The following is a 14,332-nucleotide window of genomic DNA, read 5'->3' on the forward strand; positions in this document are numbered from 1 at the left end:
TTCCGCCCTTATCAAACAGGAGTTTTTCCGTGAGACCTGTCGACACCCTGCACCTGTTGGTGCTGGCCGCTATCTGGGGCGCGAGTTTTTTGTTCATGCGAATAATCGCACCGGAAATCGGCACCATTCCTACGGCATTTTTCCGGGTGTCGATTGCCGCCACCGGCCTGCTGGTGATCCTCGCCATGATGCGGGTAAGTTGGGATTTCCAGGGCAAGTTCAAGACGGTCCTGTTGTTGGGCGTCATCAACTCGGGGATTCCCGCGACTATGTATTCGGTGGCGGCCCAAGTGCTGCCGGCCGGTTACTCGGCGATCTTCAATGCGACGACGCCGCTGATGGGCGTGCTGATTGGCGGGCTGTTTTTCAGTGAGCGCCTGACGCCGTCGAAAATTGCCGGGGTGTGCCTGGGGCTGTTCGGTGTGGGCATCCTGACCCGCGCCGGGCCGGTGGCCTTCGACATGGAACTGCTGATGGGCGCGCTGGCGTGCCTGTTGGCGACCACCTGCTATGGTTTTGCCGGCTTTTTGGCACGGCGCTGGCTCGATCAAAGGGGCGGGCTGGACAGTCGTCTCGCAGCCTTGGGTAGCATGCTCGGGGCCACGCTGTTCCTGCTGCCGCTGTTTGCCTGGAGTGCCATCAGCCATCCACCGGCCAGTTGGGGTGGCTGGCCTGTGTGGTTGTCGTTGCTGGGATTGGGACTGGTGTGTACGGCGTTTGCCTACATCCTGTACTTCCGCTTGCTGACGTCCATTGGGCCCGTTAAGTCGATGACCGTGACCTTCATGATTCCGCCGTTCGGGGTGTTATGGGGTGCATTGCTTCTGGATGAGCCGCTGTCCATGGCGCATCTGTATGGCGGGCTGCTGATAGCGGGGGCGTTGTGGCTGGTGCTTCGGCCGGGGAAATTGGCTAAATCCTTGTAGGAGCGAGCTTGCTCGCGATGGACGTCAACGATAACGCGCCGTGTCTGAATGAACGCGGCGCCTTGACGTTTTTCGCGAGCTAGCTCGCTCCTACAAAGGCAGGGGTTGATCAGCTCTTACGGAACACAAAAGCCAATCCGACAATGATCAGGCCCATCCCCAGCAAGCTCAGGATTGCCAGCTTGTTGCCGAAGATCAGGTAATCCATCACCGCCGTCACCGCGGGCACCAGATAGAACAAACTGGTGACATTCACCAGGTTGCCCCTAGCGATCAGCCGGTACAGCAACAGCGTCGCCAGCAGCGACACCACCAAGCCCATCCACAGTACCGGCACGAAAAAGCCGCTGCTGTGTTCAAAGTGGAACGGCTGGAACGGCACAAACACCGAGCACAACAACAAGCCTGCGAAGTACTGCACCGGCAGCGTGCCCAGCGGGTTATCGGTGATGCGCTTCTGCATGATCGAGCCAAAGGTCATGCTGGCCAGGGCCAACAGACCAAAGAGCATGCCCGCCAGTGACATGCCGGACATGCCGATGCCCTGATACACCACCATGATCAACCCCGCCAACCCCAGCGCCAGGCCGAACATCCGGCTCCAGGAACGCTGACGCTCCATCAACACCACGGTCAGGATCGGCTGCACACCCATGATGGTTGCCATCATGCCGGGGGTGACTTTGAGGTCCAGGGCCAGCAGATAGAAAATCTGGTAGGCCCCCAAAAGCACCAGCCCGGTGGCCGCCGCGTAGAGCATCGGCCTGCCAGGGCGCGGCAACTTCAGCTTGAGGATCGGAACCAGTATCACCAACCCCGCCAGGGCGATGGCAAAACGGATCAGCAAAAACGCAAAGGGCGAAGCGTGGGCCAGGCCCCATTTGGAGAAAATCGCCCCGCTGCTCCACAGCAAGACAAACAGGCTCGTCGAGGCCGCCGCGGCCACGGATTGTTTCGAAAGAACAGACATGGATACCACCTGTAATCAGGCAAAAAGCCAACTCAGCAAAGGCTGAAATTCAGTAGGTTATTTCAGGCGGGCACAGGGAAACAGCAATCAGCTGATCAGCCCGAAATGCCAACACCCGGCGGTGATACGACTGCGTACACCGGCGTGCTACTGACAGGTGGGGGGTAGTGACTGATCTGCGCAGGCTGCTGGCTCCCGCACGGCACGACCGCAGCGTTGACCGCTGAATCGACTACCGCTATGCGCAAGGAAGCTGGCATGTGCTGATCTTTTTTGAGGGGATGAACAAGGTTTTTGAAAACACCTGCGGCCGACTATAACCAGCTGGGGACATGCTTTGCAATGACTTCGCCAAAAGGCCAGTAAGGACAGGCGTGGGGTGCGTGCCTAGGCTGGAAAAACCAGCCACCCATGACCTCAAGAGAAAAAATGCCACGACCACATACCTTTCTCAGGTACCAATTAAATAGATCAAAAGCCCGCAACTTCGCCAACGCAACACTTGCCCGGTTACCGACCAAATTGAAGCACGCAACCGGCGGCCTACCGGACCTCACACACGTCAGATTTGAAGCCATCAATGGCGCTGCTCTGGATGCTTACCACACATGGGAGTCGTCCTGCTTTTCATGGGAAGAGGTCGTACAGTGGAAAGCGAAGGAACTGATGTATTTCGACATCTCAATCTGGTTGGATCGTGAACTCTGTGGGTTGTGTTTTGCCAACCCAAACCACAGCCGACTGAGGATGCGAATCGTCCGATTAGAAGCAAAACCCAGAGGCGATCATCCACTGCGCGGTTACATCGCCCCGCTTGCGTTGATGGCCGTTGAACATTACGTACAGATCGTTGGCAGCAAGGCCATCGAAATACAGGAGCCGTTACCGGGTGCAGTTCCATCCTACGAAAAACTGGGCTTTACATTCGATGCGTCAGGCAGGCTTGCAAAGGAAATAGGCAGCGCTTAGCATCCTGACCATCGATCAATTAATGATCAATTCGGAGACACCATGAAAGGTCTCGTTGAAAGTAAAACAGCAAGAAGCAAAAAATCAGCCCGTAGCCACGAACGGCTTAACGATGAGCCCCCAGCTATTGATCCGCGTATCCTCCGAGCCCTCCTTGAGGGGGTCGACGAGCCAACAGGCGTATTGGCGGGACGCAAATAACCCACCCATAAAAAAACCGCTCAAACAGAGCGGTTTTTTTCATCTCAGGCACATAAATCAACCAAACAACCAATACCCCAACGCCGTCAGCACCACCACCGCCAACACCGGCCGCAGGATGCGATAAGCCTTCGGATGCTTGCGCTTCCACTGCTTGACCACGCCGCTGAAGCTGTCGCTGAAGCGCTTGCTCCAGGCATACGCCTGGTTGATCCCGCCAACGCGTTCATCATCCAGGTTCTGCGGCGCGGTAGCGCGGCCCAACTGGGCGCTGACCCAACGGTTGATGCGCGTCATCACGCGGCTGCTCAGCGGGCGTTCGATGTCGCAGAACAGGATCACCCGGGTGTGCTCGGTTTCGTTCTTCACCCAGTGCACGTAGGTCTCGTCGAACATCACGTCTTCACCGTCACGCCAGGCATACACCTGGCCGTCGACGAAGATGCGGCAGTCGTCGGAGTTGGGCGTGGACAGCCCCAGGTGGTAACGCAGGGAACCGGCAAACGGGTCACGGTGCGGGTTGAGGTGGCTACCACCGGGCAACAGGGCAAACATCGCGCCCTTGACGTTGGGAATGCTGCTGACCAGGGCCACGGTTTTCGGGCACAGCAATTCAGCCGACGGCAACGGTTTGTCGTACCACTTGAGGTAGAAACGCTTCCAGCCCTTCTTGAAGAACGAACCGAAACCGGCGTCGTTGTTCTTCTCGGCCGCGCGGATGTAGCCCTCGTCAAACAGGTGCATGGCCTCTTCGCGAATCACTTCCCAGTTGTCCTTGAGCACGTCCAGCTCCGGAAACTTGCTGCGGTCCAGGTACGGCTTGGACGGCACGGCGGAAAAGATGTACATCAAGGCGTTATACGGGGCGAACAGCGCCGAATGGTTGACGAACTGACGCAACATCGGCAAACGGGCCTTGCCACGCAAATGCACATACAGCGTGCTGCCGATGAACAGCAGCAACACCGACAGTTTGGCGGCCAAAGAAAAGGTCATGCAGCAACTCCTGGAAATAGGCGTCTGGCCATTAGCCTCCCGTTATGGGGAAACCAGACGTAGCAGCCGGCCATGATAAACACTCCGGGCCTCGGGAAAAACCCGCGCACTCCAACAATCAGCATCTAGCGGTGCGCGATAACGGGCCAATTATGCATAAGGGCCGCGCTATCGCGCTGATTTGAATCAAGCCTGGTTTTCCTGATCGGTAAACAAATCGGCGAACAACATGCTCGACAGGTAACGTTCACCGGAGTCCGGCAGCACCACCACGATGGTCTTGCCCTGCATTTCCGGCTTCTCTGCCAGGCGCACCGCCACGGCCATTGCCGCGCCGCAGGAGATACCGCACAAAATCCCCTCCTCCTGCATCAAGCGCAACGCCATGGCCTTGGACTCTTCGTCGCTGACCAGTTCGACCCGGTCGACCATCGAGAGGTCGAGGTTTTTCGGCACAAACCCGGCGCCAATGCCCTGGATCTTGTGGGGGCTGGGCTTGATCTCTTCACCGGCCAGCGCCTGGGTAATCACCGGCGAGCTGATCGGTTCTACCGCGACCGACAAGATAGGCTTGCCCTGGGTGTTCTTGATATAGCGCGACACACCAGTGATGGTGCCGCCAGTGCCCACGCCCGCCACCAGCACGTCTACCGCACCATCAGTGTCATTCCAGATTTCCGGACCGGTGGTTTTCTCGTGGATCGCCGGGTTGGCCGGGTTTTCGAACTGGGCCGGCATAAAGTACTTGGCCGGGTCGCTGGCGAGGATTTCGCCGGCTTTTTCGATCGCGCCCTTCATGCCCTTGGCCGGCTCGGTCAACACCAGTTCGGCGCCGAGGGCCTTGAGTACCTTGCGTCGCTCAATGCTCATGGAGGCGGGCATGGTCAGCAACAGCTTGTAGCCACGGGCGGCGGCAACAAACGCCAGGCCGATCCCGGTATTGCCGGAAGTCGGCTCGACAATGGTCATGCCCGGTTTGAGTTTGCCGCTGCCTTCGGCGTCCCAGATCATGTTTGCGCCAATCCGGCACTTCACCGAATACCCCGGGTTACGCCCTTCGATCTTGGCCAGGATGGTCACGCCACGCGGGGCGATGCGGTTGATCTGAACCAGGGGCGTGTTACCGATGGAGTGCGCGTTGTCTGCAAAAATGCGGCTCATAACAGGTCCTTAAGGCAATTTCAGGAAGGTCCCAAGGGTATGCCTCGTGTTGCGAAGCGTCCAGTCAAGCGAACGTCCAGCGGCTGTAGGAGTCAATCGCCTACACGGATGGAGAAAATTCCTATGAAACGTCGCTACAGTTGGCCGCTCTGGACCCTTGTCGGGGTCGTGGTACTGCTGGTCGTCCTGGATATCGCCCTGCCCTATCTGGTGCGCAATTACCTGAATGACAAACTCGCCGACATGGGCGATTACCGCGGCCAGGTCACCGATGTCGACCTGGCGCTGTGGCGCGGCGCCTATCGAATCAACGGGTTGCAGATCGTCAAGGTCGACGGCAAGGTGCCGGTACCGTTCGTGAAGGCGCCGGTGATCGACCTGTCGGTGAGTTGGCATTCGCTGTGGTACGACCATGCAGTGGTGGCGGAGGCACAGTTCATCAAGCCGGAGCTGAACTTCGTCGACGGCGGCACCAACAAGCAGGCATCCCAGACAGGTCAAGGCACCGACTGGCGGGCCCAACTGAGCAAACTGTTGCCGATCACCCTGAACGAGGTGCGCATCGACGACGGGAAAATCGCCTTCCACAACTTCAGCTCGAAACCTCCGGTCAATATGTACGCGACCCAGGTCAACGCCAGCTTCTACAACCTGACCAATGTGGTGGACGTCAAAGGCCAGCGCGACGCGCGCTTCGACGGCAAGGCGCTGTTTTTGGGCCAGGCGCCGCTGGAAGCCACCGCCACGTTCGACCCGTTGAGCAATTTCGAAAACTTCGAATTCCGTTTCCGGGCCCGGGACATCGAACTCAAGCGCATGAATGACTTCGCCTCGGCCTACGGCAAGTTCGACTTCAGTGCGGGCAACGGCGACCTGGTGGTGGAGGCCCAGGCTGAAAAAGGCCAGTTGACCGGCTATATCAAGCCCCTGCTGCGCAACGTCGAGGTGTTCAACTGGCAACAGGATGTGGAGAACAAGGACAAGGGCATCTTCCGCTCGATCTGGGAGGCGGTGGTCGGTGTCAGCGAAACGGTGCTGAAGAATCAGCGTAAAAACCAGTTCGCCACCCGCGTGGAGCTGAGTGGCAACGTTCACCAGCAAGATATCAGCGCGTTCCAGGCGTTTTTGCAGATTTTGCGTAATGGTTTCGTTCAGGCCTTCAACGCCCGCTACGAACAGCCCAAGCCCAGCGCAGACTGAAACATTGGCCCCTGTAGGCGCGAGCTTGCTCGCGAAAAGCCTCAAGGCGCCGCGTTTATTCAGAATGCACGCGTCATCGTTGACGTTTTTCGCGAGCAAGCTCGCTCCTACAATTCAGAGACTGAATAGCCCGTCTGCGTTCACAGTCGCCGGGGCTGCGCGGTATAGTCGGGGCAAGCTGATTACTCGCCCGCTTCGGTCCCGGACCGTTCGGCGTCACGTTCGAGGATTGATAGATGAAGTTCGAAGGCACCCAGGCCTACGTTGCCACAGATGACCTGAAACTGGCCGTCAACGCCGCCATCACGCTGGAACGGCCACTGCTGGTCAAGGGCGAACCGGGCACCGGCAAGACCATGCTCGCCGAGCAACTGGCCGAATCCTTTGGCGCCAAGCTGATCACCTGGCACATCAAGTCCACCACCAAGGCCCATCAGGGCCTGTACGAGTACGACGCGGTAAGCCGCCTGCGGGACTCGCAGTTGGGCGTGGACAAGGTCCACGACGTACGCAACTACCTGAAAAAGGGCAAGCTCTGGGAAGCCTTTGAGTCCGAGGAGCGGGTCATCCTGCTGATCGATGAAATCGACAAGGCCGACATCGAATTCCCCAATGACCTGCTGCAAGAACTCGACAAGATGGAGTTCTACGTCTACGAAATCGATGAGACCATCAAGGCCAAGAAGCGCCCGATCATCATCATTACGTCCAACAATGAGAAGGAGCTGCCGGACGCGTTCCTGCGCCGCTGCTTCTTCCACTACATCGCCTTTCCGGACCGCACCACCCTGCAAAAGATCGTCGACGTGCACTACCCGGACATCAAGAAAGACCTGGTCAGCGAAGCCCTCGATGTGTTCTTCGACGTGCGCAAAGTCCCGGGCCTGAAGAAAAAACCGTCCACCTCCGAACTGGTCGACTGGCTCAAGCTGCTGATGGCCGACAACATCGGCGAAGCGGTACTGCGCGAGCGCGACCCTACCAAAGCCATCCCGCCCCTGGCCGGTGCCCTGGTGAAGAACGAGCAAGACGTGCAGTTGTTGGAGCGGCTGGCGTTCATGAGCCGTCGCGGTAACCGATAAGGGCGATTGCCATGCTGCTCAACCTGTTCAATGAAATGCGTGCAGCCAAGGTGCCGGTGTCGGTGCGTGAGCTGCTGGACCTGATCAACGCGCTGAAACAGCGGGTGACCTTCGCCGACATGGACGAGTTTTACTACTTGGCCCGGGCGATCCTGGTGAAGGACGAACGGCATTTCGACAAGTTCGACCGGGCCTTCGGCGCCTACTTCAACGGCCTGGAAAAGCTCGACGATCACCTGCAGGCACTGATCCCCGAAGACTGGCTGCGCAAGGAATTCGAACGCTCGCTGACCGACGAAGAGCGCGCGCAGATCCAGTCCCTCGGCGGCCTCGACAAGCTCATCGAAGAATTCAAGAAACGCCTCGAAGAACAAAAGGAACGCCACGCCGGCGGTAATAAATGGATCGGCACTGGCGGTACCAGCCCGTTCGGCTCCGGCGGTTTCAACCCCGAAGGCATTCGCGTGGGTGATGCCGGCAAGCGCCAGGGCAAGGCGGTCAAGGTCTGGGACCAGCGCGAGTACAAGAACCTCGATGACTCGGTGGAACTGGGCACCCGCAACATCAAGATCGCCCTGCGCCGCCTGCGCAAGTTCGCGCGTCAGGGGGCGGCGGAAGAGCTGGACATCGACGGCACCATCGACCATACGGCGCGGGATGCCGGGTTGCTGAATATCCAGATGCGCCCGGAGCGGCGTAACACCATCAAGCTGCTGTTGCTGTTCGACATCGGCGGCTCGATGGATGCCCATGTGAAGACCTGCGAAGAGCTGTTCTCAGCGTGCAAGACCGAGTTCAAGCACTTGGAGTATTTCTACTTCCACAACTTCATTTATGAATCGGTGTGGAAGAACAACATGCGCCGGGGTTCGGAACGCACCTCGACCCAGGATTTGCTGCACAAGTACGGCGCCGACTACAAAGTGATCTTTATCGGTGATGCGGCCATGGCGCCGTATGAAATCACACAGGCCGGTGGCAGCGTCGAGCATTGGAATGAAGAACCAGGCTATGTGTGGATGCAGCGGTTCATGGAGAAGTACAAGAAGCTGATCTGGATAAATCCGTATCCAAAAGATACCTGGGGCTACACGGCGTCCACCGGGATTGTTCGAGACTTGATCGAGGACCAGATGTTTCCGTTGACGTTGCGTGGGCTTGAGGAAGGGATGCGCTTTTTGTCGAAGTAACCCGTTTCCCAGACAACCACGAACAAATGTGGGAGCGGGCTTGCTCGCGAAAGCGCGGTGTCAGTCACCGGATATATTGGCTGATACACCGCCTTCGCGAGCAAGCCCGCTCCCACACTTTGTCCTGCGGTGGCCTTTAGTTTCTGGCGAAGCGGCGTAAATACTCCACCTGCTGCCGATGCGCCGTCTCCTGCACCACCGGCGCCAACCTCACTTTCTCCCCCGGCAAACACTGGGCCAGCCGTGCCAGCGCCAATGGCGTCAACGCCCCCAGTCGCGGATAACCGCCAATGGTCTGCCGGTCATTGAGCAACACGATCGGCTGCCCATCCGGTGGCACCTGGATCGCGCCCAGCGGGATGCCTTCCGAAATCAGCGACGGCCCCTGATATTCCAGCGGCGTACCCAACAAGCGCATGCCCATGCGGTCGGCGCGGCTGTCGAGGGTCCATTCGCTGTTGAACACATCAAACAGACTCTGCCCGCCGAACTGGCCGATCTGCGCCCCGAGGATGACCTCCAGTGGCGCCTTCGAATCCAGTTTCGGCAATTGCCCGGCGGACAACTCCCGCATCGCGCCGCCCACACCTGAGTACGCCAGTTGCCCGCCCTCCGCCAGCGCGCGGCCTAAGCCATCCAGCCCACCCAGTTCTTCACGCGCCACCGTGGCGCAACTGCCCAGCACCTGCGGCGCATCAATCCCGCCCGGCGCGGCCAAGTAAGCCCGCGCGCCGCTGAACGGCTGGGTAAACCGCAATCGCTGGCCTTTTTGCAGAATAAAGGTGCGCCCCGGGCTGATCGCTCTTTCATCGACATAAGCGCCCAAATCCGCCCCGGCCAATGCCAGCAGACAGTAATCCTCGGCCTGCACGGTGAAACCACCCAAAGTGATTTCCACCACAGGCGCATCCAGAGAGTTGCCCAGCAACCAATTGGCCCACGACATCGACACCCAATCCAGCGCGCCGCCCTGGGTCACGCCCAAATGCCTCACACCAAAACGTCCGGCGTCCTGCAACAGGCACAGCGGGGTGCTGGCCTCGATCAACAAGCGGCTCATGCCTGGGCCTCCAACGGTGTGTCATCGCCACCCAGGTTGATGAATTCGCTATGGCTGACCGCTTCGTAACGCACGGTGTCCCCCGGCTGCATCAGGCTGTAGCCGTCGCGTTCGCGATCAAACAACTTGGCCGGTGTGCGGCCGATCAGGTTCCAGCCACCCGGCGATACCACCGGATAGGCCGCCGTCTGCCGCTCGGCGATCCCCACACTGCCGGCCGCCACCCGCTTGCGCGGCGTATTGAGCCGAGGTGCTGCGAGCAGTTCGTCCACCAGGCCCATAAAGGCAAACCCCGGGGCAAAGCCCAAGGCGAAGACCTGGTACTCGTGCTGGCTGTGGCGGCGGATCACCTCCTCCACCGCCAGCCCACTGCGCTGGGCGAGTAACGGCAGCTCGGGGCCGACACTCAAGTCATACCAGACCGGCAACACATGGCATTGCCCGCTCCCCTTGGGCTCTGGTTGCAGTGCTTTAAGCGCCTGATCGATCAGCTCCCGCGCCTGGGCCGGGCTCAGCGCCATCAGGTCGTAATGCACCATCAGGGTCGTGTAGGACGGCACCAGGTCCACCAGCGCCGCGCCAAAACCTTCCCGCAAACGGCGGGTGGCGGCGAGCATCCAGGGCATGTTGTCTTCGGCGATCACATCAAACAGGCGCACCATCAGGCTGTCGATGGCTACGACTTCAATCCGTGGTTTCATGCTGGGGTCAACGCCTCGCGGATGCGCTGCACGGCGGCCACCGAGCTGGCGTTATCGCCGTGTACACACAACGTATTGGCCTGCAGGTGCAGCGGGCTGCCGTCGCTGGCGACCAGGTGCTCACCGCGAGCAATGATCAAGGCTTGCTGGATGATCTTTTCCGGATCGTGATGCACCGCCCCCGGCAACTGGCGGGAGACCAGATGCCCGGCACTGTCATAGGCACGGTCGGCGAAGGCTTCGAACCACAGGGTCACGCCATATTCGTCACCCAGGGCCTGGGCGGCGCTGTTGTCGCGGGTGGCCATCAGCATCAAGGGCAGGCTGGCGTCGTAGGCCGCCACGGCCTGGATCACCGCGCGCAATTGCGCCGGCTTGGCCATCATGTCGTTGTACATCGCACCATGGGGTTTGACGTAGCTGACCCGCCCACCCTGAGCCCGGCAAATGCCGTCGAGGGCGCCAATCTGATAATGCAACAGGTCCTGGATTTCCTGTGGGGTGTAGGCCATGGAACGGCGGCCGAAACCCACCAGGTCCTGGTACGCCGGGTGCGCACCCACCTGCACGCCATGCTCGAAGGCCAGGCTGACGGTCTTGCGCATGATGCTCGGGTCGCCCGCATGAAAACCGCAGGCAACGTTGGCGCAGTCAATGAACGGCATGACCTCGGCGTCCAGACCCAAGGTCCAGTTGCCAAAGCTTTCGCCGATGTCGCAGTTCAATAGCAGGCGGCTCACGGTAGGGCTCCTGTAGGCTTTATTTTTTTGTAGTGTGGGATCTTTTACCAAGATCTCGCAACGATGTTGTCCCGAGCCCCAACGACGCTTATCGTGAGACAGCTCGATTTTTGGCGGTTGCGGCACGCTGCGTCCAACTAATAAAAAACAATCCATGCATAAGAAAAGTTGATCCCATGAATTTGAAGTTCCTCGAAACCTTCGTCTGGGTGGCCAAGCTCAAGAGCTTTCGCCTCACGGCAGAGAAGCTGTTCACTACCCAGGCCTCGATCTCCAGCCGCATCGCCGTGTTGGAAAGCGAATTGGGGGTGAAGCTGTTCCTGCGCGATTCCCGAGGTGTGAGCCTGACGCCGGAAGGCTTGAAGGTGCTCGATTATGCCGAGCAGATGATGGCGACCATGCAAGGGCTCAAGCAGTCCCTGGAAACCACCAGCAGCAAGGTCGGGCGCATCCGCATCGGGGTGATGGACACGGTGATCCACACCTGGCTGAGCGCGCTGGTGGCAGAACTGACGGACAACTTTCCGCGGGTAGAAATCGAGTTGGTCGCCGATACCGCGCTGAACCTCTGCGATCAGTTGCAAAAAGGCTTTCTCGACCTGATCCTGCAAACCGACCTGCTGCGCCAGGAAACCTTGCGCAGCCTGGAACTGGCCAGCCACCCAATGGGCTGGATCGTCGCCAGCCACTCGATCTACAACCGTGACTACGCGTCCCTCGCCGAACTGGCCCAGGAGCGCATCATCACCTACTCGAAAAACTCCTGTCCGCACCAGGATGTGCTCAGCCTGATGCAGGCTAACGGCGTATCCTCCCCACGGATGAACTGTGTGAACTCGGTGTCAGCGATCACTCGCCTGCTGCGGGACGGGTTCGGGATTGGTGCGTTCCCGCCCGTATTGGTCAGTGAAGAGCTGGCACGAGGAGAATTGACCATGCTGCCCATGGAACAACGACCGCCGAACCTGCAGGTGGTGGTGTCGTGGCGAGTGGGCGTGGAATTGGTGGAGGAGATTGTGGCGCTGTGCCAGAGCGTGGTGGGGCGGTATGCGCAGAAGGTCGGCGAGGGTTTGATGGTGCTGAGCAAACCCATGCCACTGAAGGAACCGATTTAAAACTGTGGGAGCGGGCTTGCTCGCGAATGCGGTGTACCAGCCAACCTATATGTCACTGACGCACCGCATTCGCGAGCAAGCCCGCTCCCACAATTTGACCGCGTCAGCCTTTAAAGCCCCTTGAGGTCCCGCTCTTCAATCGGCCGGCTCTGGCGCAGGCGCTTGCCGCCCAACACCACCCAGTCGATCAGGCGGAACAGGCATTCCAGGCCAAACGACAACAGCATCGCGCCGCCCAGGCCCCAGCCCATGGCTTCCGGGGTCAGCAACAGCATGTAGCTGTAGCCGTTCCAGGTTTCCTGGCGAATCGCCGGGTCGGCGGCCACGGCCACTTGCAGCGCGCGGATGTACCACGGGCCCTGCATCGCCTGGAACTGTTTATCCAGCGCCACCTGGCGGTCAAGCAACGTGCCCAGGCTGTTGGCATCGCTGCGAAAAACCGGGTCGTCACTGGCACGGTAGTGGGCCACCAGCGCCTGCAAGTCACCGTTGAAGAACTGCTGCGCCGTGGCATCAAAGCCACGCAGGCCGGTCTGGGCCTCGATCAGGTGGGCTTCGACGCGCTTGGCGTAGTCACTGATAAACCCCGGTACCTGCACACCGACCAACAGACCCACGGCAAACAACACCAGTCGCAAATAGCTGAGCAACATATTCGACGTCCTTATTCCGTTTTGCCTTGGCTGACACATTCGCCGCGTCGCCACAGGCTCCACTGGCCCGGTTCGTAGCGGGTCCAGGTCTCGTTTTCGGTCAGGGGTTCGGTGGCAATCACCGTCACCACATCATTAGGCGTGGTTTCGGCCTGAAAATCGACGATCACGTCGACATCTTTCAACCGCGCGGGGCCAAACGGCGCACGCCGGGTGATCTGTGCCAGTTTGGTCGAGCAATAGCAGAACAGCCAGTCACCGTCGCTGAGCAGGCAATTGAACACGCCCTTGCTGCGGTATTCGCTGCAGGCGGCGATCAGGTCCGGCAGCACCTGTTCGATGTCCACCGGCTCCGGAAACGCTTCGCGGACACGGTTGAGCAAATCGCAGAACGCCGCTTCGCTGTCGGTATCGCCCACCGGGCGGTAGAACGTGGCGCGGGGGTTGAAGTCCGCCAGTTGGCCGTTATGCGCGAAGCACCAGTTGCGGCCCCACAGTTCACGCACGAACGGGTGGGTATTGGACAGGCACACCTTGCCGACATTGGCCTGGCGGATATGGCCAATCACCACTTCACTCTTGATGGGATAACGCTGCACCAGCAGCGCGACTTCCGATTCGCTGCTGGCCGCCGGGTCCTGGAACAACCGCAGGCCGCGGCCTTCGTAGAAGGCGATGCCCCAACCGTCGCGGTGGGGGCCGGTGCGTCCGCCGCGCTGCATCAGCCCGGTAAAGCTGAAGACGATATCGGTCGGTACGTTGGCACTCATGCCCAATAATTCACACATGCCAGGCTTCTCGATACAGGGCGTACAACGTTAAAGGCGCGGTTCGACCCGCATACCGCTGACAGGGGCCGGGCGACCGTATCGCTCATCGGCGAAGGGTTCGTCGTCATCCGGCTCGGCGGCAGCGGCTGCCGCAGCGGCGGCCTTCTGCTCCCGGCGGGCCCTGGAGGCACGCTCGATGGGCCAGCGGATCAGCACAAACACCAGGTACACGCCAAACGCGATCATGGAGTACATGAACAAATCGGAAATCGCCCGCCAGGCGTTGTTGCCGACCTTGAGCACCAGGTCCAGGGCGGTGATGGCGACGGCCGGGGCGAACTGGGTCTTCACCGGGTCGACAATGGTCGGGCTGAACAGCAGCACCGCCATCAGCAACCGCAGCGGCTCGCGCAGCCAGCGCCACATCCAGCGGGTCATGGCAAACCACACCAGCAGGCAACCCAGGGCTGCGAAGGCGTAGAGGCCCCAAGCGATCAGATAGTCGTTCTCGGTCATGGTGTCCATGGCAAGGTAGGCAAACAGGCCGCTATGATAACGGCTTTTCAGTGCCGAGGCTGCAATGCCGTCGGCCAACCGC

Annotated in this window: 15 protein-coding genes; 6 read left to right on the forward strand and 9 right to left on the reverse strand. The window is 59.8% G+C overall.

All coding sequences use genetic code 11. The features are described 5' to 3' along the window. Window positions 1-29 precede the first annotated feature (29 nt). Window positions 30-926 carry a DMT family transporter gene (locus HBJ59_RS02740; RefSeq protein WP_167662714.1) on the forward strand — a complete coding sequence of 299 codons (897 nt, stop codon included), beginning with the start codon at window positions 30-32 and terminating at the stop codon, window positions 924-926. Between the two features lie 109 nt (window positions 927-1,035). On the opposite strand, the gene HBJ59_RS02745 is transcribed toward HBJ59_RS02740, so the two are convergent. Continuing rightward, complete coding sequence (locus tag HBJ59_RS02745; protein ID WP_076014797.1) at window positions 1,036-1,896, reverse strand: DMT family transporter; 861 nt, start codon at window positions 1,894-1,896, stop codon at window positions 1,036-1,038. Between the two features lie 429 nt (window positions 1,897-2,325). Here HBJ59_RS02745 and HBJ59_RS02750 point away from each other — a divergent pair, with 429 nt between their 5' ends. Continuing rightward, window positions 2,326-2,865, forward strand: a complete 540-nt coding sequence (locus tag HBJ59_RS02750) for a hypothetical protein (protein WP_167662715.1) — start codon at window positions 2,326-2,328, stop codon at window positions 2,863-2,865. 258 nt (window positions 2,866-3,123) lie between these two features. Here HBJ59_RS02750 and HBJ59_RS02755 read toward each other — a convergent pair whose 3' ends face one another. Both HBJ59_RS02755 and cysK read right to left on the reverse strand, forming a co-directional pair. Continuing rightward, entirely contained in the window at window positions 3,124-4,062 is a 939-nt protein-coding gene (locus HBJ59_RS02755) for an aspartyl/asparaginyl beta-hydroxylase domain-containing protein (RefSeq protein WP_076014799.1), read from the reverse strand. 186 nt (window positions 4,063-4,248) lie between these two features. Further along, window positions 4,249-5,223, reverse strand: coding sequence for a cysteine synthase A (gene cysK / locus HBJ59_RS02760; protein WP_063032516.1), 975 nt, complete (start codon window positions 5,221-5,223; stop codon window positions 4,249-4,251). Between the two features lie 123 nt (window positions 5,224-5,346). Between cysK and HBJ59_RS02765 the strand changes: the two genes are divergently transcribed. The 3 genes from HBJ59_RS02765 (at window position 5,347) to HBJ59_RS02775 (ending at window position 8,695) form a co-directional block, all read left to right on the forward strand. Further along, window positions 5,347-6,423 (forward strand): DUF748 domain-containing protein, encoded by a 1,077-nt coding sequence (locus HBJ59_RS02765; protein WP_167662716.1) that lies wholly within the window; start codon window positions 5,347-5,349, stop codon window positions 6,421-6,423. A 236-nt stretch (window positions 6,424-6,659) separates the two neighbouring features. Beyond that, on the forward strand, window positions 6,660-7,505 hold the full coding sequence (locus tag HBJ59_RS02770; protein WP_003210690.1) for a MoxR family ATPase: 846 nt from the start codon (window positions 6,660-6,662) through the stop codon (window positions 7,503-7,505). An 11-nt stretch (window positions 7,506-7,516) separates the two neighbouring features. After that, a complete protein-coding gene (locus HBJ59_RS02775) occupies window positions 7,517-8,695 on the forward strand; it encodes a VWA domain-containing protein (RefSeq protein WP_003210689.1) in 1,179 nt (392 codons plus the stop codon). 136 nt (window positions 8,696-8,831) lie between these two features. Here the strand turns inward: HBJ59_RS02775 and HBJ59_RS02780 are convergent, their stop codons facing one another. From HBJ59_RS02780 to HBJ59_RS02790, 3 genes are read right to left on the reverse strand one after another with little or no spacing between them, the layout of a single operon-like run. Then, entirely contained in the window at window positions 8,832-9,755 is a 924-nt protein-coding gene (locus tag HBJ59_RS02780) for a biotin-dependent carboxyltransferase family protein (protein ID WP_167662717.1), read from the reverse strand. Then, entirely contained in the window at window positions 9,752-10,456 is a 705-nt protein-coding gene (locus HBJ59_RS02785) for an allophanate hydrolase subunit 1 (RefSeq protein ID WP_167662718.1), read from the reverse strand. The genes HBJ59_RS02780 and HBJ59_RS02785 overlap by 4 nt, the downstream gene beginning before the upstream one ends. Next, window positions 10,453-11,196: a 5-oxoprolinase subunit PxpA gene (locus HBJ59_RS02790; RefSeq protein WP_076014803.1), complete on the reverse strand. Its 744-nt coding sequence runs from the start codon at window positions 11,194-11,196 to the stop codon at window positions 10,453-10,455. The genes HBJ59_RS02785 and HBJ59_RS02790 overlap by 4 nt, the downstream gene beginning before the upstream one ends. A 176-nt stretch (window positions 11,197-11,372) precedes the next feature. On the opposite strand from HBJ59_RS02790, the gene HBJ59_RS02795 reads away from it, so the two are divergent. Then, window positions 11,373-12,311: a LysR family transcriptional regulator gene (locus HBJ59_RS02795; protein ID WP_167662719.1), complete on the forward strand. Its 939-nt coding sequence runs from the start codon at window positions 11,373-11,375 to the stop codon at window positions 12,309-12,311. Window positions 12,312-12,421: 110 nt separating this feature from the next. Here the strand turns inward: HBJ59_RS02795 and HBJ59_RS02800 are convergent, their stop codons facing one another. The 3 genes from HBJ59_RS02800 to HBJ59_RS02810 are packed head-to-tail and all read right to left on the reverse strand — an operon-like array spanning window position 12,422 to window position 14,328. After that, a complete protein-coding gene (locus HBJ59_RS02800) occupies window positions 12,422-12,964 on the reverse strand; it encodes a DUF2937 family protein (RefSeq protein ID WP_017479178.1) in 543 nt (180 codons plus the stop codon). Window positions 12,965-12,975: 11 nt separating this feature from the next. Then, window positions 12,976-13,752, reverse strand: coding sequence for a class II glutamine amidotransferase (locus HBJ59_RS02805; RefSeq protein WP_003210683.1), 777 nt, complete (start codon window positions 13,750-13,752; stop codon window positions 12,976-12,978). A gap of 30 nt (window positions 13,753-13,782) precedes the next feature. Beyond that, on the reverse strand, window positions 13,783-14,328 hold the full coding sequence (locus HBJ59_RS02810) for an MFS transporter (protein WP_167662720.1): 546 nt from the start codon (window positions 14,326-14,328) through the stop codon (window positions 13,783-13,785). Window positions 14,329-14,332: the final 4 nt, after the last annotated feature.

This window comes from Pseudomonas sp. AN3A02 (genome assembly GCF_011765255.1).
Classification (GTDB): Bacteria; Pseudomonadota; Gammaproteobacteria; order Pseudomonadales; family Pseudomonadaceae; genus Aquipseudomonas.

Excerpts from the sequence above, each read along its gene's own strand:
- HBJ59_RS02745 (WP_076014797.1), bottom strand. The coding sequence starts at position 1,896 with ATGTCTGTTCTTTCGAAACAATCCGTGGCCGCGGCGGCCTCGACGAGC.
- HBJ59_RS02770 (WP_003210690.1), top strand. The coding sequence starts at position 6,660 with ATGAAGTTCGAAGGCACCCAGGCCTACGTTGCCACAGATGACCTGAAA.
- HBJ59_RS02805 (WP_003210683.1), bottom strand. The coding sequence starts at position 13,752 with ATGTGTGAATTATTGGGCATGAGTGCCAACGTACCGACCGATATCGTC.
- HBJ59_RS02775 (WP_003210689.1), top strand. The coding sequence starts at position 7,517 with ATGCTGCTCAACCTGTTCAATGAAATGCGTGCAGCCAAGGTGCCGGTG.
- HBJ59_RS02795 (WP_167662719.1), top strand. The coding sequence starts at position 11,373 with ATGAATTTGAAGTTCCTCGAAACCTTCGTCTGGGTGGCCAAGCTCAAG.
- HBJ59_RS02780 (WP_167662717.1), bottom strand. The coding sequence starts at position 9,755 with ATGAGCCGCTTGTTGATCGAGGCCAGCACCCCGCTGTGCCTGTTGCAG.
- HBJ59_RS02755 (WP_076014799.1), bottom strand. The coding sequence starts at position 4,062 with ATGACCTTTTCTTTGGCCGCCAAACTGTCGGTGTTGCTGCTGTTCATC.
- HBJ59_RS02785 (WP_167662718.1), bottom strand. The coding sequence starts at position 10,456 with ATGAAACCACGGATTGAAGTCGTAGCCATCGACAGCCTGATGGTGCGC.
- HBJ59_RS02765 (WP_167662716.1), top strand. The coding sequence starts at position 5,347 with ATGAAACGTCGCTACAGTTGGCCGCTCTGGACCCTTGTCGGGGTCGTG.
- cysK (WP_063032516.1), bottom strand. The coding sequence starts at position 5,223 with ATGAGCCGCATTTTTGCAGACAACGCGCACTCCATCGGTAACACGCCC.
- HBJ59_RS02750 (WP_167662715.1), top strand. The coding sequence starts at position 2,326 with ATGCCACGACCACATACCTTTCTCAGGTACCAATTAAATAGATCAAAA.
- HBJ59_RS02800 (WP_017479178.1), bottom strand. The coding sequence starts at position 12,964 with ATGTTGCTCAGCTATTTGCGACTGGTGTTGTTTGCCGTGGGTCTGTTG.